The organism is Legionella sp. PC997 (assembly GCF_014109825.1).
In the GTDB taxonomy this organism is placed as follows: domain Bacteria; phylum Pseudomonadota; class Gammaproteobacteria; order Legionellales; family Legionellaceae; genus Legionella.
The window spans coordinates 1-19,091 of record NZ_CP059577.1 but is presented as its reverse complement, the minus strand read 5'-3'; the positions used below and the strand labels follow the sequence as shown (position 1 = coordinate 19,091).

Sequence of the window (19,091 nt, the reverse complement as noted above, 5' to 3'; positions counted from 1 at the left end):
AATCCGCACGTGCATATCTCGACTACCCAAGGAGGGATAAATGATAAAGAGACACGTTTTGTCACGTTCTACTTCAAAAAGAAAGTGATTATGGAGATGTGGCGTTATCGTGTGATACAGATGTTGAAAAAAGCCTATAGAGAAGGAGTTCTTGTTCTTCCTGAAGTATTAAATGCCCTATGCCCGACACAGGGTCATTTTAGCGCTTGGCTCAATCGTAGACTCAACAAACCGTGGATAGTTCATGTGGCCAAACCACAAAAAAACCCACAGGCGTCAATTAATTATCTTGGGCGTTATATTCGTAGGCCACCGATTGGCCACAGCAGGTTACGGCATTACAATGGCCAAAATGTAACCTTTAACTTCCTGAATCATAAGACGAATCAACACGAAGATTTTCACTGCTCTACGGAGGAGTTTATCCGTAGACTGGTACAACATATCCCTAAAAAGCATTTCAGGATGTTGCGCTATTATGGATTTCTTGTAAATAGAGTACGGAGAGAGAAATTACCATTAGTTCGTGCTTTATTGGGGTAAGAACCTGAGCCCAAAACCTACAATCTCAAATACCCATAGTTGATGCAAAAGACCTTTGGGATTAATCCTAAGGAATGCATTCTATGTCATAGCGAAATGGAACTTGCTTATCGCAAAATTGGTGCTAACGCTGCGTTTTTTATGAAAATCACGAGAAACTGGCACAAAGAAAAAGGCTGGTTGCATAGGCGTTCCCAGGATAGATCTATCTAAAATTTGGAATTATTTTATAACTTTAAGCGTATTGACTTAATTTAATCCGACATAGTGTGTCTCGAAATAGCATCCAGTGTCACCTTAGCACCTTGGTTGTTTATATTTTACCAACACTCCTGTCCCGATTTAACATTGAGATTCCTAAGTATGAACAACAATTTGATTTTGTCTTATTCAATACAGTATTGTGTTTTTTGAATTTACCTTTAGTAGCACTTCTTGAAGCAAAACGGGTTTTAAAGCCCAATGGTAAGCTTATTATTGGTATGATTGATAAACATTCGATGATTGGACAGCAATATGAGGCCACCAAGCAAGATAATCTGTTTTATCGATACGCTCATTTTTATTCGGTACAGGAGGTCTTTGAATTGCTTCATGAAATTAATTTTAAAGAAGAAGCAATTTATCAAACTTTATTCTCTCCTGTTGATACTATATTAACGCCAGAGGAGAGTAAACCAGGCTATGGGGAAGGAGGGTTTGTTGTTCTTTCTGCTTATGTTAAACCCAATCGATTTTCCTATTTAGATTTTATTTGATAGACGTTCTAGTTAAATCAAGTAAGCCGATAATTGAGCAAACTATTTAAAATTTAATTACTCTGTATATTAAGATTGATTTTCTTAACAGTTACACTAGGAAAACTCTAATTTGCAGTGGCGTTGAGATAAATTACCTATTTTTTAAATTGCCTGATTGCTTGATGAGTTCTCCCGACTTGCTATCAATTTTTCTTGGATTCAAGATGTGCTTTATGAGTTTCACCCAGAATTTCAAATGTTTCTTTTATTACATACAGAGCACCTTTCTATCTGCTCCGATAGCAGCTTGATAGCATTCGCAACCCATGTCATTTCCTTTTAAGTGGTTGCTTAGAATCCTTATCAGTCTCTCTGGTATTGGTGCAAGGTTATTTTATGAGTTCATGACAGAATAACGGCGTAACATTAAAGGTTTGGAGTAGATTAAGTTTTAATCAAAGGCATAAAACTTGTCGTAACCCATCATCCAAGGCATTTAAATCTTTATCTGAAAGGTTTCCTGCCACTTTTTTTAAACGACTTTTATCAATCGTTCTTATTTGATCACAAACTGCGGTAACTTGTTTGCCAAGACAAGAAACAGTGATGGTAATTGGTGGTCTGGCTGTAGCAGAGCTTGAAAGAGGAACGACGACAACAGTGCGTCTTGCTTGATTAATCGGTGTTGCTCCAACTAAAACGCAAGGTCTGAGTTTGTTGATTTCAGAGCCTGTAGTAGGGTCGAGGTTTACCCAATATACATCACCACGATTCATCAGTTAATCCATCTTGAACCGTTATATCCCAATCGTTCATTTCATTTTGTAAACCATGATCATTTTCAACAGCTAAAGCGCATTCATAGAGCGCTTTTTCACGTCGTTCAATTTCTTTTTCAATAAGATGAGCAATCACCTTGCTGCGTTGTCGCTGAGGTATTGCTGCTCTCATTCTAGAAGCGATTTGATCGGGTATTGATATTAAAACTTTATTCATCATTATCTCCATCTATATATAATATAATATATCCTATATCTAAAGACAAATTATTCTGATTGTGGAAAATAATTATTCTCTTTTTTTATAATTGGAAGGTGGTACTCGTTAAAAAATAAGCAGCATTTGCTGAGAGTCCTGAGATTGGGATTGAATGGTTGAGTTTTGATTCAGCAATGATCGAACTTGCTTTTTCCGAGGTCTCTTTTTCATAGGTGCTGGATCCTCCATAAAGCAGGCCCATGGTAGTATTTGTTGGTATAGAACATCATGGGTTTGATAAGAGATCAGATAATAACCGCGTTGGTTTCGTTCTTTCACCATGACGCAAAAGTGCTTCAAGGCATCAGAAAAACTTGCAAAGGCAATAATATGGCTTTGCCCAAATCTGGACTTGATACGTCCATTGGATGCGCAGAGTGTCCAGTCACCCAATAAATCCTGTTCCAGGCGAATGACGTAATAGCGCGTTGCCTTTTCAAAACGGACGGCATGATAACATTCCTTGGGTTTAAAATTAAGGTAATGAACCCATGGCAGGGTGGTGAACCAGGGGAATCATCACCAAGATTTACCGGTTGCAGGTTCCGTGATACTCATTTCTGTAAATCCATTGCGACAGCCGGCAATCGATTCGGCTTCATGCATTAAGTCATAGATAGTTTCATCCAGATCCTTATCACTGGTATAGGGAATTTTAAGACTGTATTCCCATCCATCCTTGTCTTTTTTCACCATATCAAAGGCTGAAAAGCAGTATTGCTCGATTTGCCGCCTGGATTCATTTTTTCCACGCACAAACTTATTGTTGTTTTCTACGCGCAGCCAAACTTCAACCACGGCAATTTTTTGAGTTCCCTGGCTGCCTGGAATTGATTTTTCTGGATTATCCTGTCGTTGGGTTTTAAGAATACGATAAACACTGGCAATACCCATATTAAGTTTTTTAGCAATAGCGGTGCGTGTGTATCCCTGATTGATTAACTCCATGACCTCATTAGTTTTTGAGCGTGCTGTGGGTTTTCTCCCTTTGTATTTGCCTTCGCGTTTTGCGCGCTCAATACCTTCCAGTTGCCGCTCACGGCGAAGGTTGGTTTCAAACTCAGCAAAGACACCCAGCATATCCAAAAAGAATTTACCTGAGGCATTAGAGGTATCCACAGGTTGCTCCAATGCTTTTAGGTGGATCTCTTTCTCTTTTAAATAATGCAGTAAAGTCTGTAAATCCAGAATACTGCGGGTTAAGCGGTCAATTCGTGTAACTACCAAGGTATCGCCTTCACGAATATACTCCATGCATTCATCCAGTGCGGTTCGGTTTTTTTTTGAAGTACCACTTTTTTTCTCGGAAAAGATCTTTTTACATCCAGCGCATTTTAAAGCATCAAGTTGAATGTCCAAATTTTGGTCAATTGTAGATACGCGGGCATAACCAACAAGCGCCATGAATTTTCCTATCAATAATATTTAAAATTAGTGATAGTACATTATCATAAATAAAAATCAGATTCTATTGATATGAAAAACAAGGGATTTAAAGGCAAGGCAAAATTTATCACAAGGGTGTACTTTATTGATAGCCCATATAAAATAGAAAAATTGAAAATGTAATGCATTTGTTATACAATTAAAATATCAGTATTTTGGGAGTTACTAAGATGAATAAGGCGGCAACAATTAATGCTCGTATTGAGCCTGCTCTTAAAATGCAGGCAGAAGCGATTTTGCATAAGGTAGGCTTATCTACAGCCGAGGCGATTCGACTGTTCTATAGCCAGGTCTGTCTCCAAAATGGCCTGCCTTTTGAGGTAAAAATACCGAACAAAGAGACAAGAGAGGCCATGGCAGAGCTGGAATCAGGAAAAGGCGAGCGATTTAAAACAATGAAGGATGTATGGGATTCTGTAGATAATGCTTGAATTAGAGTTGGCGACACAGTTTAAGCGTGATTTGAAAAAGATTACGAAGCAAGGGAAAAGAAGGACGCTCTTAGACTCTATTGTAGAGCAATTGCAAAAGGAAGAACCCCTGGATCCAAAGCATAAGGATCACAGTCTTTCCGTAAATTGGGATGGTTATCGTGAATGTCACATTACCCCCGATTGGTTATTAATTTATAAGACCATTAAAGATGATCGCATACAATTGCTGCGATTATCACGAACAGGATCACATAGTGATTTGTTTGGGTGAGTTCTAAAGGTGTTACTCTCTGTCGCAATACCGATCTCTATGGAATACGAATTAATCGAGATGATCTTTATTTTGAGATAAGCCGATACTTGTTCAACCAATTCAAAGGTTAGTAAAATAATCCCAACAAGTATTCTATCGAAATGCTGATTTTTATCTTTTTACCTAGTATGTAGTGCTCAGGTTTTTTTTGTTTTAAAAGCAGTTGTATAGTTGGCGATAATATCATTAGCCTCTAACTTGTATTGTGCCAGATGTTGTTTGACAGCTTGACTGTCTTCAAACTTATTTTCAGTGGCTATAGATCGTATAAATTTACGGGCGTTATTAACTAGCTTTTCTAATAAGCTCTTATTTATTATTTTTATATTGTTACTTGGAGGACACGCATACTCAAAACAAGTAGATAAATGAATCATAATAGGTACACATTTAGCACCATTGCCATAATTATTATTAAACCAAATTTCAGAACCATTCAGCTGATTACAATCGTGTTTGCAAATAAAATCGGTGGTTGCACCATTTTTACATTCAATAACTAAAAATTTTAAATCATCCAACAGCCAGAGATTATCTGGTCCTTTTCCATAATCATTTTCGGGGCGTTGGCCTATAAAGCCAAGAAGGTATGCTAACTCGTTAAAAGCATCCTCAAATATATTTGCAGTACCTTCACTAAATATAAGTTTTGAAAATACTCCCTCTGTATAGATAATAAGTTTGTTTCCATCTTTAAATTTGTCTTTTAAATAGGTAGAACATCGTATTGCTTGTGATCCTGTATGGGTTTTTAATGGTTTATAACTGATGCCTTCGATTGGTTTAAGAACTCTCAAATTATCAGAAATAGCGGATAGTTGGGTTTTTTGCGATTCCACCTTATCGTACTTGTTTATATACTCCGACATGTATTGTTTTAATACGCCTTTTAATAAAAGATCATCGGTTGAGTTATTGATTTCATGTAAAATTCTGTTTGCTGCTTCTTGTGGTTTCCCTGAGCGATCTAAATCGTAAGCTTCTCTTAAAGCGATTTTTATTGAGTCAGATGTATTTTTATTGGAGTAATTTAGGTTAGCCATAATACCTCTACTTAACTCAACCCATTGCGGGTCTCTTTTTAGACAGTAGTTTATTACGGATCTAATTTCCTCAACTCCTTTATCTTTTATTTGATCTGCTACCCTTTCTGACAATTCTAGTTGAGCCTTTGTCGCCGGTGAAAATAGTTCTAAAGTTTCGCCCGTATAAAGCTGAGAAGTAAGATCTTTTCCCATAAGAAAAATGACGCAATAATCATCATTAGATCTAACACCTCTCCCCATCCCCTGTTCTACTTTATGAACGATTTGATTTACTTTGTTCGAACTACCCGCAAGCTCGCTCTGGCGAATTTTATCAATATTATTTCGAGCGGCTGGTAATCCATCTATAACTAACAATCGACAAGCATTTTCGGGCAAATCAATCCCATCATATTTGTTAACTAAAATTGTTAAGCCAATATGAGTTGTTTTAAGTTGTTCAACTCCTTGAAGGATAGTGTCTTTTTTTAAAATGAGATCAGCTGCATCCTCCCAAAACTCCAATCGTTTGTTAGATGGGACAATAACTACCACGTTATATTCTTTGGATAATTTCAAACATAATTCTTTAACATCACTATCAAACATATTTGTGTTGAGAGCTTGTGGTAATAGGATTAATCGATCACCTACATCTCCCGCTGAATCTGGAGTGATAGGGTTATTAAGATATTGAGAGCTAACACCAAAATGGGTCGTTAAGACGCTATCGTCTGATAATGTCGCGGTCATAAATATTTTTCTTGATGCATTACTAATAGAAGGAATCACATCAATTGGAATACAATTACTAGTAATTTCAATGGAATGCTTACTAATAACGCAACTGCATCGCTCTAAATTTTCTTTTATTAATGGCCATTTAAATTTTATGTCTTCATGATTTTTGTTTTCAATTAAAACCTGCATTACCTTACTTAGATTTTCTTGCCAGTTCCAATATGGGATCAGAATGTAAGCAAAGGGGTCTCCCGCTTCAATCTCCAAATATTTTGCTTCCGACTGCCTTTTCATTGCTTCTTCAAAAAGACTAAATAATTTTTTATATGCTGGGTTAGATGATGACACGTTCAAAGTGAATTGTTCTTCGACTGTGTTTACGCACGCATGAGCATCATCAATAAGGAGTGTCTTAATGGGTATTTTTGCTCCCTCATCGCCAACACCAAATACTGATTTCCCGTTAATTAATTTATATATATTAGTTACTAGAATTGCTTTTCCTTTTAAAAAACTCTCATTTTCAGGGTTATCAACGGCATTTAATCCAAGATCTTTGGCTTCGGATAACACTTGTTCTACTAAAAAATTATCTGGAACTATATAAACTACAGGCCCTTTCTTCTCATTCAAGCAACTTTTTAAAATTAAAAGGCCAACCACTGTTTTACCGCCACCAGTATTCATTTTTATAACCAGGTTGCGTTCTTCTTTGCGGTCAAACCATTTGCTCCATACTTGAGATTGCACATCGCGGGGGTAATGGAATTTGTTTGGTTTTTTATTTGGTAAGGCGCTAAAAATTTCTCTTGGCTTTAAGACTGTATCAACAGTTTGTCCTGTACTCAGTTTGGAAAAATCTAATGCCATTTTATATCCTTTAAAAAGTACTGTTATTTGATGTTGGCCAAATGTTTATTAGGCTTGTAATTGCAATTTTAAGTGCATGTTGAGCGCATCAGCGACCTTTACCAACGTTTCTAATGAGGGAATAAAGGAGCTATTGCCGCTTTCAAGACGAGAAATAACCGATTGCTTGGTTCCAATTTTATTGGCCAACTCGGATTGAGTCATATGCCGCTTTTTACGGGCATTCACAATCATGACGGCAATGTTATTAATGATTTGCTCACGCTCATAGTGCTTGGCAAATTCTTCGTCCTTATTGATTTTGTCGTCAATAAACTCATTTAAGGTAAGTGCTTTCATGGTCGTATACCTCCATCATTCGTTTTTCAGCCAGTTCAATTTCTTGCTTTGGCGCTTTTTGTGACTGCTTTTTGTAAGCATGTAAAAGAACAATGATTTCCTTTTGAATACACACATAAAAAAAACGATAACCACTGCGTGATGTTTTAATCTTAATTTCCCAAAGCGAGCCTTTTATTTGCCTGAATTGTACCCTTGGGCTATCAAAACCAAGCTCTTCAACATTCTTTAAACAACCGGCAAGTCGCGCGATTTCATCGGATGGCAAATCATTTAGGAATTCCGCCACAGGGTTTTTGCCTGATTGTTTTTGGTAAAATTTTATTCTCATAGTAATTTATAGCATAAATGTGATATTTTGGAAAGTCTTTAACTAAAGTCTGTCATGGAATTTAGTTTGCTGCTTAACATTTCGGAGTTATTCAAAGACCCTAATTTATCGAGTAATTCCTTGATTGGCCTATTATTTTTTAGTGAAGGAGTCGCCCACAAAAACAAGATATCGTTATCAGATAATATTTTTTGCACAATATCTGGTTTTTCTTCCAGTAAAATCTCTATGGCACAAGATACTAACCATTTGGAGGTTGATAAATCACCTTTTGCGATTTCTTCAATGGTTTTCGGAGAAATACTTTTATCTTTATTAAAAAGGACTATGGATTTTTGGTGCAGTTTTTCTGATTTATTATGAATGGACAATAATTCAGAGAATACCGCTTGTATTTTTAAGGAAACATCCGATTTTACATTTTCAGATAGTCCGAGTTGATTAAGGAGCATCAGGGCTTGCTGCTTTTTGTCATCAGGAAGGCTTGCTGTCTTGATTTTAAGCTGCCCAATGGCTGCACTAATCATGGCATCATAAACATTTAAGTTGATGTCTTCCTCAGAGCATAGCTTGCTTATTTCATCTATAGTACCTATAAAACTGTTGGGTAATTTGATTCTAAAATCTTTTTGTTCGGACAGAGCCTTTGTAGAAAAGTAATGCTCAATAGCCGACATATTGTTCATATAATGCTTTAATTCAATGGTTTCTTCTGGGCTTAATTTATTCCAGGCATCAAATTCATCACAGTTATTGGCTTGAAATGAACCATAGGTTGTTTTTTTATCTGCTGATTGCACATGAACTCTAGGGGGTTTATTCATGTTTGCCTTAACGGCAAATGATAATTTTTTCATTAAATCACCTCAAATGATTTCTAGCCCCCAGCGATTGGAGGCTGGATAAGGTTTAATATTTATAGTTTGGTATTCTTTCGATTATATTATCAATGAACTCAACGAGTTGATCGCAATAAACCCCTTCTATCGCCTCATATGCAGAAACAGGATGCTTAAGCATCTCTGGAACTGTTTTATTTGAATAAAAAGTAATGTTATACAAATCATGTGCCTCATCCAATGTGATGCATACAAACCCATTGAGGCGGTGTGCATGAACTCGTATTGCAAGCATTGTATTGGATACTTTATACCATTTGGACACACCCCACGACCAGACGATCGCTTTATTTGTGTGCAGTAATTGGCGTTGGATAATTTCTGGAATAGTCATGCTGTTCTCCTATGTTTTTACTATTGGTCACTAAGACAAGAACAGTATAACAAGTGCATCTTAAAATATCAACATTTGTAATAAATAAAGTTTATAAAGAAAATTTATAAATAATTTTGACCTTGGGTCGGTTTTTTGCGATACTGTATTTGTTCCTTGAGAACAATAGTAAAAACATAGGAGAACAACATGTTACCAGTATTATCAAAAGATAAATTATTCAAATTAGCGCCATCCATATTCACACAAGCCAGCTCTTATAAAACGAGTACCAAGTACTCGCCCATTTCAACCGAGCAAATCATTGATAAATTAATGTCAGAAGGTTTTTTCCCCACTTGGGCAACCCAGACCAAAAGCCAGAACCAAGAAGCGAAAGTATTTGCAAAACACATGCTCCGTTTTCAACGCCATGATGTCCTGCAAAATAATCAGGGGCTTTATCCCGAATTGGTTCTTATTAACTCTCATGATGGTTTGTCTTCTTATCGCTTAATGGCGGGTCTTTTTCGGGTTGTGTGCAGTAATGGAATGATCGCTGGACAAGCGTATAACGAAATTAGAATTAAACATCAGGGGGATGTTCTTGGGAATGTCATTGAAGGCACCTACAAAGTGATTGAGACAGCAAATAACATGCTTGATGTATCCGATGATATGGCTTCCATTCACTTGAATGACGATGAAAAAATGATTTTTGCAGAAGCTGCTCACTCACTAAAATTCTCTGATACAGAGGGGGGTATTATCGTTAATCCTAAGAGTTTATTGCAACCAAGGCGTTATGTAGATCAAAAAGATAATGATTTGTTTACCGTGTTTAATGTCCTGCAAGAAAACTTAATTAAAGGTGGGATCCGTGGCCATCGTTTAAATAAATACGGTTACACCACTCGAACCAAAACCAGAGAAGTAAAAGCCATTGATCAAAATGTGAAATTAAATCGTGCGTTATGGACTCTTACTGAAAAAATGATGGAAATAAAAAGATAAGCAGGCATTGATGAGCAAAGGAGTATTCCTTTGTTCATCATTCTACGGATGACAAGCAAATCAATCAATTTTAAAGGACAATTATGAAATTAAGATTATATCATGGACGCAATACCCCAGAACAAGAAATGGATGATTGGGGATTTGAAGGCGCAACCCTTAATGATGTTGATGTGATTATATGGACTTATGGAGTACCAAGGATCTTTTTTGTTACTGAGAGCGCATTGAAGGAGGCCATGGATTTAACGGGGTGGGATGAATTAGGGAATGGTTTAGAAATGTGCGTTTATGAGGATTTAATCAAAACCAAAGAGGGATACTTTGGAGATTGGGAATTACTTTGAATTGCAAGAGGTGTTTTTTGCTAGTCTTTATGCCTCATCTTGTTAGTTTTATACCTTGAATATGCTTTGATAATTAATAGAATGTTGATTGATAAGATCACCAAATAATAAAAAATTTGGTGATCTAAAATAAGAACATCCAATTTGTTAATGATTACAGTTAAAGAGCTCTTTATGTAAGAAAAAATAGCTTTACTATTTATCAGAAAAACAATGAATAAAAGAAACGCCAACTTCCGTTTAATTAAAGAAAAACATAAGACTATAGAATGTGCTTTTATTTGAAGAGATCGAATATTCATTTTTAGGATAATACCCTACCTGACACAAGTGCGACTGCTTCTAAAGGTATGATTTTCGACTCATCATCAGCACACTTTATCTCGCTAATTTTTGCGACTATTTTCCCTGATTTATAATCAGTTTTTAAAATGGAATCAGAGATTGCGGTGCACGAAATGGGGTTGATATTTATTTTAAACTGTAATTGATTAGGACTATCAGAATCATGAAAGGGAGCGATGACAAATGCACTAAAAATTTTGCCCATAGGTATGGATTTTGATTCCTTAATCTCCGGTGTTGAAAATTTAAATTTTTTGATGACTACAACTTCCCCCATCTTGCTTGATGGCACATAAATTTTTTTTGATTCTGAGGTAATTTCTTTTTTATGTTCAGACAGTAATTTGAGATATTCATTCTTATTAATAAAAGCGACAGGGATGAGCCAATCCATAATAGCAATTACTGCCTTATCCAGAAAAGTTGGCTCAACACCTCGATTTTTCGCGGCAAGTTCGGATAACTCTTTTATAGTAATATAGGTTTGTTTTTCTTTCTGCTCTAGTTTTGATTGGACTGAATAAGAGTGAAAAACAAATATGCTAATAATAGCTATGGGTACTATGTATTTACACGTTTTTTTAATACTGTTTTTCACTTGAATATCCTTTTTTAAATTGATTATGCTAAAGTTAATTTTTTCTCTTTTCTGTATTGCTTCCATTCTTTGTCTTTAGAGAAAATCATCGTAGATGATTCTTCAAAAAAATGGCTAATGTTATCAATACCAGCCCATAAGCAGTATTCTTTTATTTCTGAGTAAATATCTTTACTGATTTCGATCTTAATTTTTTCAGTTTCAGGTGCTTTTCTTGCGCTGATTAAAGCCATAATAAATCCTCAATTTAATATAAAAATTAGTGTCTTTTAATAACGATTGTTAAATGGATCATAATTGCTGCTATTGTACGTTGAATAATGATGATAATCATTATTCCAATAATTGTCTCTATCGGATGCACTGGAACCAAAAGAATTTCCCATGCTGTCTAAAGCTCCAATCATTGGTAATCCTGTAGCAGGATTAATTTCTGTATTATTTGATTTGGAGCAAGAACGAAAAGAATTCTGTTTAGCATACTTTGCTTTTTCATTTTCAGTCCATTCGCTATATGGTCGAAAATGAATGATTTTAGCAATTTTTTTCAGAATTTTTTTTAATATGCCCATGATATAAATATCCCTGTTCAGTGACACGATTATAGATAAGAGAATCCGTGAATCACAAGTACGCAATTATTATGCGCTTCCCAAAATATTAATTTAAATAAACTATACTAAAATGGCCAGTGAAACACACACAAAAAAAGCAAAACCAAATAAAAAAGAACACACCCCTCGCAATGTTTATTGCTTAAAACATTTTATTATTATTCAGTAGCTTACGTGCGGATTGGCATTTTAAGATCTGCTAACACCCCTATTTTATATAGGTGTGCATCCACTCTTTAATAATAATCAATAAGTTATAAAATATCAACACCTAATCCACACCTATTGAATGAGTAAAAAATATCTATTGAACGAATATACACACCTATTCGACACCCATTATTAAATGATACAATTATTCTAAACCAGGTAAAAACAATGCACAGAACCTGCATTATAAATTTAAAAGAGGATTGTATGCCCAAGGCTTATTGTTATCTAAATCAAAGAATCATTGATCAGCTCGAAACAATTAAAAAAGATGAAGGACATGATTCATCATCCCAAACCATGAAAGAAATGATCGAATTAGGAATTAAGGTATACCTACACAATAAAGATAATCCAGTAATCAGCGAAGATGAAAAAAGACGCTTAGAAAAAGAGGAGGAATTGAATCGTCAACACACGACTCATCTTTTAAGATTACTGGGAATAAGTGCTGATATTTTTCGCTGTGTTTATGATAAAAATAAACTTTCAGGTGAATCAAATAATGCCGAAGAACATATCGCAGAACTTAAGAAGAAAGTAGATAATTTCATTGAAGGATATATCAATAATTAAGTTAGTATTAATGGTATTTACCAGTTAAATTTAAAAATAATATGGCTTATTTTAAGCTTCAAATTTTACTCTGAATAAGTCATTAATTGTTTCATCTGGAAATATGTTGTCAATCCAATTAAAGCAAATGCCACTAATGAAATAGCCAAACTACCATAATAAAATAGTTCATTCCCTTTAGGAAAATGAACTATTCGATCAATGTATATGATAAACATAAAATACAAGAACCAGATTAAAAATAAACATAAAGTCAATCCATTTTTTACATTAAAATAATAGCAATGAATACGACTTAATATTGCTAAAACCATAAAAATTGGAAACGATATAAAGTAAAAAATCATTTGCATTCCAGATGGCTCATAAGCAACCTGAAGCAGGTTATTCACTTTGGTGGAGCACGCTATTGAAACATAGAGATAAATGAGGTAGACCGATGATCCATTTATCAATAAAAGAGAAATTACTCCAAACATTTTTTTCATATAAAATTCCTAGATGCACTGCGTTCAAGTAATTAATATATTTCCATTTCTCCTCGCTGCAGGGTTTTCAGTTTCTCAATTGGATTATTTTTATTTTCAGGAAGTTCGAGATTCATTTGTCGAGAAATGCTCTCAAGACACTTCTTAATTTGATCTTGATTCATATCTATTTTATTAGGGCAGCCAATAAATTTATCGACATTCGTTGCTTTATTTAATATATCTACCACTCCTTGAACCCCACTGCTTTTATTCACATCATTAAAGTCTTTTTGATGTAACGGAATGGCAATTTCTACAGTTTTTCCATGCTGTTTTAATCGTTCAATGGTTTGAATGATTACCTTATCTTCTTTAATTGATTTGCCATCATTATCCATACAAATGACTATTTTATCTGTAAGTAATGCCATATCGATATTTACAAAATTTTCTTTCCCAAGAGTCGCTATAACCCGTTCATTTTGAACTGCATCTCTAACGCTTAATCCGGTTTCCACCCCTTCTGTAATGTAGGTGACACTTTCATGTCCTTTACCCTCGCTTAAAACGACGCCAACGCCTGCTTTTGAGCCATAAGATTTCTTGGGTTTTATCTTCATTATTGCTTTATTTGCTGTTTCATTATCCAGGTATACCACTTCAACGCAGGCCACTTTATTGTCTTTGTCTCGTGCAATATTTAACAGTGCTGGCCTGTAGCGTACTTCCTCAGTATCTTTGGTATAGACATTAGGATGAAATCGAATATTTTCCCCAGATACATTATGTATCTTTCTAATTTCTTTTAAATACCTTTCTGCTATAGTGCCTGATATAGGTTTGGATTCTCGCACCAATTGCAAACCATAATCTGATGTTTTTCTTTTCTTATCAGTGTCTTTCACTTGAAAATTATTGGGGTTTTTGTTTGCTATTTTAATACGTTCCTTTAGGTCATCACCTGTTAATTTGGCGGCATATTCAAGGCTTTCTTTAAAATTTAGATTCAATGTTTTTTGGATCAAATGAAGCATGTTTCCTTTTTCTTGTGTTTCAAAGTTATGCCAAACTCCTCTTTTTTCTCCGCTTAAACAGAGGCTTAAGCTGCCGTGAGTACCATATCGATATTCTGTTTTGGAAGAAAGCGCTTGATTAGGCTGCCCTAGCAATGATTCTATTACCAGCTCTGCCTGCTCGGATAAGTGTTGTGACAGCATATTCGCATCATAACGAGGCTCCTGGTTCTTCATTATGGGCATTCTTTGCGCTGCTTTGAGTGATGTTGATGGTGCATTGGGTATTGGGGGCTTTGTTTGGACATTCAGATGGTTAAGTGATTCCAATGCAGAAGTTTTCTCAGGAGTAACGCGAAGTTGTTTTTGCAGCTTTTTATGATCGTCTGTATAAATCATTGCCTGCAAGGAGCCTCGCGTTACCATAATATAAAACGACCGCAGGTGATTTACTTGCGCATTTTTAGTCTCAGCAACCCCAATAACAAATGGGGATGAAGCTCCTTGAATTGAATAGCTGGTAGCCGTATAACTATAATCCCAATGGGAGTCGCTCATCAATTTTTTTTGCAGCACGTGTTCCACACCACTACTGTCTTTTACGGTAAATGACTCATTATTTACCGCCGTCACCTGTACCCTTTCATTAGCGAATCGACCTAGAGTCTTATCGGATTTTTTAAAATGAATTTTTTCACCAACTGAAACCCTTCCTGGCATCGATTGAAACAATTCAATTTTCCAGTCTTTATTTTCTTTTTCAGGAACAAAGAGGCATTTATTTCCTTTCGCATCGTTTAATACTACCACTTTCGCTGATTCATCTACTGAAACCACTTTGAAATAGTGCTCCGCTTTCTTTAAAAAATACTCCTCTTGCTTTTTTAAGCAATCCCGATATGTTTCGCAATAATAAAGCTCTGCAGTAGTGTAATTAGTGCTTAACAGTCTCGGAAATTCTTTGTTTTCGGAGCCTAAAGTAGATTCTTTCATAAGGGCATCTCTTATCAAACCATTTGCAACTTCCCGTTTTTTATTTTCATGAATGATAACAATCGTGTTATCACGGCATGATGGTGTACGAGATAAATAATCTCCTACAGCCATTTCGATGGGGTTCTTTTGCTTTAATTCTTCCTGGAATGGATCTATTGATTGCTGTTGTGTGTTTTCCAGTTGCAGGTAGTCTTTGGTCGAATCGCCTGTTTCAATAATTGAAGAGGTAATGCTATGGTAAGGACTATCCGCTTTAGTGCGGGTGATTGAGTCTAAGGGTTGATTGGCTAACTGAGCTAAGGCCTTGTCAATATCACCGGCGATTAATGTTTCGATTGCTTTTTTGTATTCGATAACTTGTTGTCTTACCAAATCATCCATACAGGCCACCCTGATGCTTCCCTCTTGAATTAATATCTTACTTGGCTTACCGCTTTCAATACTTTGATGTTGGCTAATATCGCCAAGCATTGCACAACGAGCGCCAGAATGATGAATTTTTTGCATGAGGTTTGCGCAATCTCGATTAGAGACCATGGATGATTCATCGATAAGAACAAGTGTTTTTTTGCTTAATGTCGATTCCTGTTCTTGTTCAATAAGGAAACTCTTTAATGTTTGGGCTTCAATTCCCAGAGCCCTCATTTCTTTTACAGCCTGGTGAGTGGGCGCAACCGCAATTAGTTCAACCTCTTCATGAGTCATTGATTGGGCATGCTTGATGGTATCAATAGCACTGCGAGTCATGGTTGTTTTTCCAGTTCCTGCATACCCCTGAATCATAATAAACTGATCGGATGTAGTCGTGATTAACTCACAAGCTTCTTTTTGGCCTTTGGTAAGATCTGTCAGTTCTAGTTGTTTTTGCGCTTCATCACTGCTCATCAATGGCTTAAGAATGTTAATACCCGCTTTAACATTCTTTATAATCGATTCTTCAAATGCCACCGCTTCTTTGGTGGTCAAAAACTCGTTCCCTCCAGATATTAAGTCGCCACTGTTTATGGCATTACCCAGGACGTTATCTATTTCATTAAGACCTGCTTTTCCAATAGCCTGATGAACGGCCACTTCAAGTAAATCTGATCGAGTAAAGGCTGCCTCTCGTTCTGAAAGGTGAGCAATTGCAAAGTGCAGCGCTTTTTCCGCATCACTTTTTTGGGGTTTTTTAGCGGTTAATAGGGTTAAGGCCTGCTCTAGTGAACTGAGTAGATCACTCGTGGTTCTATGGTCAATAATCTGTGCACCATGATTTGTTTTGGCGGCATCCAAAGTCAGCGATATCGCGGAGGATTTTGTCGCACTTTTCATGGCAAATCGATTTGCCTTGTCCACATTATCCGTAATAATCATTACGTTTTCTTTACTGGATTCGCATAAAAGCGACATGGTATTTTGTTTGAGCGCATAGGCTGGCAGTGTCATAATGGTTTGTTTCACGGGTTTAAGATCATCGGAATACATGGTTTTGGCATAGGCATGGCTCAATGGGAAATGCTTTTCGTTACTCGTGATAAGATGAATGCTTCTTTTCCCATCTCTTATTTTTATTCCATGTCGGGTAAATGCAGTAACCTCATATTGGTTTCCTATTTTTAATCCTTCAAAGGATAAACTGGCAGTGGCCACTAATTGATCCCCGATTCCTACCGATAAAGGTGTTTGTTCATAAATCTGCATGGAATCTGTAATATTTTTAGCAGCAAGTAGTGATCTTGCCCCATTGGAATTACGAACAATCAATTGATTGTCTTTTTCATTAATACCGAGTACCGTGAATTTTTTTGATTCCGTACGGGTGTTATGGATTAATATCCAATTGGACTGATAACTTTTAGCCAGTTTTTTTTCACTGAGGGTCAAGGGAATACGGGTTAATGTATTTATAGTCTTTTCATCTGATGAAATCTCTCCCTGCTCTTTTAACTGAGTACGGATTGCTTCATTGACTTCTTTAGCTTCGAGCTTTGAGACAGTAAAGACTTTTGTATTTTGCCTCTGGATTACTGGCAAGTTACAGTACATTTGCGCTGTTTTAAGAATACGTCCCTCAACGGTTTGGGCTTCTATAAGATTGATGCTGGTGGCCGGCACCTTTCTGTCATCAACCTCAAATGATTTTATACAGGCTTTATCAAGCAAGTCGGGAATATCGGATTTAAAGCCAGACAGAGATTGTGATTTTTCCAGAAAAATGACCTTGGCACATCGCTTATCGGCAATAGATAATAAAGTATTCATCTCGTCAGGAGCCAGGCGCTGTGCTTCATCCACAATCAGTACTTCGCGCTCCTTTTTACTATGAAAAAAGGGCAATTTATGTTCTGAACCATGACGATAATTAAAGCCTGCTACTGTTTCACACAAATCCTGTTTCCCAATAGATAAAATCCATTGCCACAGTGTAGGCGCTGATTTGGCCATATCCTTATTGATTGTATTGGCAGAAAAAGCAGAGGGACAAAGGATACGAATTATTTTGGAATCCTGTGAATAATCAATTAAAGTACTTAAAAGCTCACGCGAGGTAGCGCTTTGCTGCTTGATGCGTACAACTCCATCTTTATTAAATAAGGCTTGAGTTACTGCCTTTTGAATGGACTCATTATCGGTGAGTTTGCACACTTTATCCATATTTCGTTCGATGCCTTTTTTTTGGTGTGTGAAGTTCACGATTTTTTTTATGAGCTCTTGTTCTTTGTTAATGAGCTTACTCGTTGTAAAAGAGGAGTTTTCTGCATTAAGAGCAATCAGATTTTGTGCATCAATTTCTTGATCAATCCGTGACATCAGCGCTTCAAAGCCCTGTTCACCTAAGGAAAAATAGAGACTTGTCTGTAACACTTCCTGATAGGTAAATGTAAGTTTTTTCTCTTCTAAATGCGCAATTGCATCAAGAACACTTCTATCGAGTTCTTGATTATTGGACATGGCTTCTTTAGGCGTATGCGATTCTTTGGTTTTATCCTTTAAAGTGGCCAGATAGGTGGCAGGATTTACTCCCAGCGCTTCACTTTCTGCTTTCCATCGCATGCGTAATTCCTCTGGGGAAACCACTTCCTTTGACTTTCTTGAATCCAGAGTTGCTCTGTCATATGCTTTTAACGAATTTGAGTGCATCCCTTTAATGTGTTCTTCAACCTGGGTACGGCGTTTAGACATTCGTTCCAGCAATGTCTTATCAAAATGTTTGATTTCAAATAAACCATGGGCATCGCCTGTATGTTCTATTTCGAGCCCCATTTCTTTTAAACCAAGAGCAATTTCAGACCGGTACACAAGCCCTAAAAAGATTTGGTTGTCCATAATCCATTCCATAGTGCCGTGATTACGACTGATATCAGAGGCTAAAGCACGCCACTTGCCATCAAGACGTTCAGTAAAATTCATCAAAAGTGCATGCACATGGAGCTGAGGATCAAGCTCTCGGGAGGTGTCATGGAGGATGGTCGCAAAACACAGATTGCCAGTCTTTTCATACTCCATACCCTCTTTTCCTGATTTGCGTGCTTCGGCAGCTTCCTTCTCAATGAGTTTTAATACCGTTTTTACGGCATTTAAATGCAAATCAATAAACTCTTTATGGCCACAAACCAAACCAAGATAGGACACCGATTTAGGCGCGGAGAAGGTCAGATCATATCCGCCACGATGCTTGATTTCGCCGGATTGGGTTTTGAGGCCAATGACATCGCCGCTCGGTAATGCACCACGAACAACGGCCTCAAGGGATAGTACGTTAACCTCTCCAGAAAGGTTTTGTCGCTCAGCACTTAACCCCACCCATTCGGTGGTCAATTGATTTGAAAAGTAATAATTTTCCTTATCAAAATAATAACCTGGCATTTTAATCGGTTTAACTCGCAGACTTAACAT

General features: G+C 36.5%; 20 protein-coding genes and 1 pseudogene. 7 read left to right on the top strand and 14 right to left on the bottom strand.

The features are described from left to right. Window positions 1-543: pseudogene (locus HBNCFIEN_RS16510) on the top strand (transposase); the annotation flags it as partial. A gap of 269 nt (window positions 544-812) precedes the next feature. Then, window positions 813-1,301: a class I SAM-dependent methyltransferase gene (locus tag HBNCFIEN_RS16505; RefSeq protein WP_014845116.1), complete on the top strand. Its 489-nt coding sequence runs from the start codon at window positions 813-815 to the stop codon at window positions 1,299-1,301. A gap of 437 nt (window positions 1,302-1,738) precedes the next feature. Here HBNCFIEN_RS16505 and HBNCFIEN_RS16500 read toward each other — a convergent pair whose 3' ends face one another. The 4 genes from HBNCFIEN_RS16500 to HBNCFIEN_RS16485 all read right to left on the bottom strand — a co-directional run bounded on the left by HBNCFIEN_RS16500 (window position 1,739) and on the right by HBNCFIEN_RS16485 (window position 3,725). Continuing rightward, window positions 1,739-2,059, bottom strand: coding sequence for a type II toxin-antitoxin system PemK/MazF family toxin (locus tag HBNCFIEN_RS16500; RefSeq protein ID WP_014845117.1), 321 nt, complete (start codon window positions 2,057-2,059; stop codon window positions 1,739-1,741). Further along, window positions 2,046-2,282 carry a hypothetical protein gene (locus tag HBNCFIEN_RS16495; RefSeq protein WP_223499713.1) on the bottom strand — a complete coding sequence of 79 codons (237 nt, stop codon included), beginning with the start codon at window positions 2,280-2,282 and terminating at the stop codon, window positions 2,046-2,048. The genes HBNCFIEN_RS16500 and HBNCFIEN_RS16495 overlap by 14 nt, the downstream gene beginning before the upstream one ends. Before the next feature lie 105 nt (window positions 2,283-2,387). Then, window positions 2,388-2,819: a WGR domain-containing protein gene (locus tag HBNCFIEN_RS16490; RefSeq protein ID WP_223499742.1), complete on the bottom strand. Its 432-nt coding sequence runs from the start codon at window positions 2,817-2,819 to the stop codon at window positions 2,388-2,390. Between the two features lie 21 nt (window positions 2,820-2,840). After that, on the bottom strand, window positions 2,841-3,725 hold the full coding sequence (locus tag HBNCFIEN_RS16485) for a recombinase family protein (protein ID WP_014845120.1): 885 nt from the start codon (window positions 3,723-3,725) through the stop codon (window positions 2,841-2,843). A 212-nt stretch (window positions 3,726-3,937) separates the two neighbouring features. Between HBNCFIEN_RS16485 and HBNCFIEN_RS16480 the strand changes: the two genes are divergently transcribed. Together HBNCFIEN_RS16480 and HBNCFIEN_RS16475 are read left to right on the top strand one after the other, a co-directional pair. Then, complete coding sequence (locus HBNCFIEN_RS16480) at window positions 3,938-4,198, top strand: type II toxin-antitoxin system RelB/DinJ family antitoxin (RefSeq protein ID WP_014845121.1); 261 nt, start codon at window positions 3,938-3,940, stop codon at window positions 4,196-4,198. Continuing rightward, window positions 4,191-4,472, top strand: a complete 282-nt coding sequence (locus tag HBNCFIEN_RS16475) for a type II toxin-antitoxin system mRNA interferase toxin, RelE/StbE family (protein WP_014845122.1) — start codon at window positions 4,191-4,193, stop codon at window positions 4,470-4,472. The genes HBNCFIEN_RS16480 and HBNCFIEN_RS16475 overlap by 8 nt, the downstream gene beginning before the upstream one ends. A 179-nt stretch (window positions 4,473-4,651) precedes the next feature. Here HBNCFIEN_RS16475 and HBNCFIEN_RS16470 read toward each other — a convergent pair whose 3' ends face one another. From HBNCFIEN_RS16470 to HBNCFIEN_RS16450, 5 genes are read right to left on the bottom strand one after another with little or no spacing between them, the layout of a single operon-like run. Beyond that, entirely contained in the window at window positions 4,652-7,150 is a 2,499-nt protein-coding gene (locus tag HBNCFIEN_RS16470; RefSeq protein ID WP_014845123.1) for a DEAD/DEAH box helicase family protein, read from the bottom strand. 48 nt (window positions 7,151-7,198) lie between these two features. Further along, complete coding sequence (locus HBNCFIEN_RS16465; RefSeq protein ID WP_014845124.1) at window positions 7,199-7,489, bottom strand: helix-turn-helix domain-containing protein; 291 nt, start codon at window positions 7,487-7,489, stop codon at window positions 7,199-7,201. After that, window positions 7,467-7,820, bottom strand: coding sequence for a type II toxin-antitoxin system RelE/ParE family toxin (locus tag HBNCFIEN_RS16460; protein WP_014845125.1), 354 nt, complete (start codon window positions 7,818-7,820; stop codon window positions 7,467-7,469). Before HBNCFIEN_RS16460 ends, HBNCFIEN_RS16465 begins: the two co-directional genes overlap by 23 nt. Before the next feature lie 38 nt (window positions 7,821-7,858). Further along, window positions 7,859-8,677: a hypothetical protein gene (locus HBNCFIEN_RS16455; RefSeq protein WP_014845126.1), complete on the bottom strand. Its 819-nt coding sequence runs from the start codon at window positions 8,675-8,677 to the stop codon at window positions 7,859-7,861. 52 nt (window positions 8,678-8,729) lie between these two features. After that, the gene (locus tag HBNCFIEN_RS16450; protein WP_014845127.1) at window positions 8,730-9,053 is read right to left on the bottom strand and encodes a hypothetical protein; all 324 of its coding nucleotides are present in this window, start codon (window positions 9,051-9,053) and stop codon (window positions 8,730-8,732) included. A gap of 189 nt (window positions 9,054-9,242) precedes the next feature. On the opposite strand from HBNCFIEN_RS16450, the gene HBNCFIEN_RS16445 reads away from it, so the two are divergent. Continuing rightward, on the top strand, window positions 9,243-10,046 hold the full coding sequence (locus HBNCFIEN_RS16445) for a DUF932 domain-containing protein (protein WP_014845128.1): 804 nt from the start codon (window positions 9,243-9,245) through the stop codon (window positions 10,044-10,046). Between the two features lie 83 nt (window positions 10,047-10,129). After that, window positions 10,130-10,393: a hypothetical protein gene (locus HBNCFIEN_RS16440; protein WP_014845129.1), complete on the top strand. Its 264-nt coding sequence runs from the start codon at window positions 10,130-10,132 to the stop codon at window positions 10,391-10,393. 304 nt (window positions 10,394-10,697) lie between these two features. Here the strand turns inward: HBNCFIEN_RS16440 and HBNCFIEN_RS16435 are convergent, their stop codons facing one another. From HBNCFIEN_RS16435 to HBNCFIEN_RS16425, 3 genes are read right to left on the bottom strand one after another with little or no spacing between them, the layout of a single operon-like run. Beyond that, window positions 10,698-11,336 carry a hypothetical protein gene (locus HBNCFIEN_RS16435; protein ID WP_014845130.1) on the bottom strand — a complete coding sequence of 213 codons (639 nt, stop codon included), beginning with the start codon at window positions 11,334-11,336 and terminating at the stop codon, window positions 10,698-10,700. A gap of 23 nt (window positions 11,337-11,359) precedes the next feature. Beyond that, a complete protein-coding gene (locus tag HBNCFIEN_RS16430) occupies window positions 11,360-11,569 on the bottom strand; it encodes a hypothetical protein (protein ID WP_014845131.1) in 210 nt (69 codons plus the stop codon). A 36-nt stretch (window positions 11,570-11,605) separates the two neighbouring features. Further along, window positions 11,606-11,974 (bottom strand): hypothetical protein, encoded by a 369-nt coding sequence (locus tag HBNCFIEN_RS16425; RefSeq protein WP_255464430.1) that lies wholly within the window; start codon window positions 11,972-11,974, stop codon window positions 11,606-11,608. Between the two features lie 393 nt (window positions 11,975-12,367). Between HBNCFIEN_RS16425 and HBNCFIEN_RS16420 the strand changes: the two genes are divergently transcribed. Beyond that, window positions 12,368-12,736: a hypothetical protein gene (locus tag HBNCFIEN_RS16420; RefSeq protein WP_014845133.1), complete on the top strand. Its 369-nt coding sequence runs from the start codon at window positions 12,368-12,370 to the stop codon at window positions 12,734-12,736. A gap of 65 nt (window positions 12,737-12,801) precedes the next feature. Here the strand turns inward: HBNCFIEN_RS16420 and HBNCFIEN_RS16415 are convergent, their stop codons facing one another. Both HBNCFIEN_RS16415 and traI read right to left on the bottom strand, forming a co-directional pair. After that, window positions 12,802-13,224 carry a hypothetical protein gene (locus HBNCFIEN_RS16415; RefSeq protein ID WP_019350439.1) on the bottom strand — a complete coding sequence of 141 codons (423 nt, stop codon included), beginning with the start codon at window positions 13,222-13,224 and terminating at the stop codon, window positions 12,802-12,804. Window positions 13,225-13,256: 32 nt separating this feature from the next. Continuing rightward, on the bottom strand, window positions 13,257-19,091 hold the full coding sequence (gene traI, locus HBNCFIEN_RS16410) for a conjugative transfer relaxase/helicase TraI (RefSeq protein WP_014845134.1): 5,835 nt from the start codon (window positions 19,089-19,091) through the stop codon (window positions 13,257-13,259).

Bases quoted from the DNA above. Each gene is read 5' to 3' on its own strand.
- HBNCFIEN_RS16500 (WP_014845117.1), bottom strand. From the start codon at position 2,059: ATGAATCGTGGTGATGTATATTGGGTAAACCTCGACCCTACTACAGGC.
- HBNCFIEN_RS16495 (WP_223499713.1), bottom strand. From the start codon at position 2,282: ATGATGAATAAAGTTTTAATATCAATACCCGATCAAATCGCTTCTAGA.
- HBNCFIEN_RS16485 (WP_014845120.1), bottom strand. From the start codon at position 3,725: ATGGCGCTTGTTGGTTATGCCCGCGTATCTACAATTGACCAAAATTTG.
- HBNCFIEN_RS16480 (WP_014845121.1), top strand. From the start codon at position 3,938: ATGAATAAGGCGGCAACAATTAATGCTCGTATTGAGCCTGCTCTTAAA.
- HBNCFIEN_RS16475 (WP_014845122.1), top strand. From the start codon at position 4,191: ATGCTTGAATTAGAGTTGGCGACACAGTTTAAGCGTGATTTGAAAAAG.
- HBNCFIEN_RS16470 (WP_014845123.1), bottom strand. From the start codon at position 7,150: ATGGCATTAGATTTTTCCAAACTGAGTACAGGACAAACTGTTGATACA.
- HBNCFIEN_RS16465 (WP_014845124.1), bottom strand. From the start codon at position 7,489: ATGAAAGCACTTACCTTAAATGAGTTTATTGACGACAAAATCAATAAG.
- HBNCFIEN_RS16460 (WP_014845125.1), bottom strand. From the start codon at position 7,820: ATGAGAATAAAATTTTACCAAAAACAATCAGGCAAAAACCCTGTGGCG.
- HBNCFIEN_RS16455 (WP_014845126.1), bottom strand. From the start codon at position 8,677: ATGAAAAAATTATCATTTGCCGTTAAGGCAAACATGAATAAACCCCCT.
- HBNCFIEN_RS16450 (WP_014845127.1), bottom strand. From the start codon at position 9,053: ATGACTATTCCAGAAATTATCCAACGCCAATTACTGCACACAAATAAA.
- HBNCFIEN_RS16445 (WP_014845128.1), top strand. From the start codon at position 9,243: ATGTTACCAGTATTATCAAAAGATAAATTATTCAAATTAGCGCCATCC.
- HBNCFIEN_RS16440 (WP_014845129.1), top strand. From the start codon at position 10,130: ATGAAATTAAGATTATATCATGGACGCAATACCCCAGAACAAGAAATG.
- HBNCFIEN_RS16430 (WP_014845131.1), bottom strand. From the start codon at position 11,569: ATGGCTTTAATCAGCGCAAGAAAAGCACCTGAAACTGAAAAAATTAAG.
- HBNCFIEN_RS16420 (WP_014845133.1), top strand. From the start codon at position 12,368: ATGCCCAAGGCTTATTGTTATCTAAATCAAAGAATCATTGATCAGCTC.
- HBNCFIEN_RS16415 (WP_019350439.1), bottom strand. From the start codon at position 13,224: ATGAAAAAAATGTTTGGAGTAATTTCTCTTTTATTGATAAATGGATCA.
- traI (WP_014845134.1), bottom strand. From the start codon at position 19,091: ATGTTAAGTCTGCGAGTTAAACCGATTAAAATGCCAGGTTATTATTTT.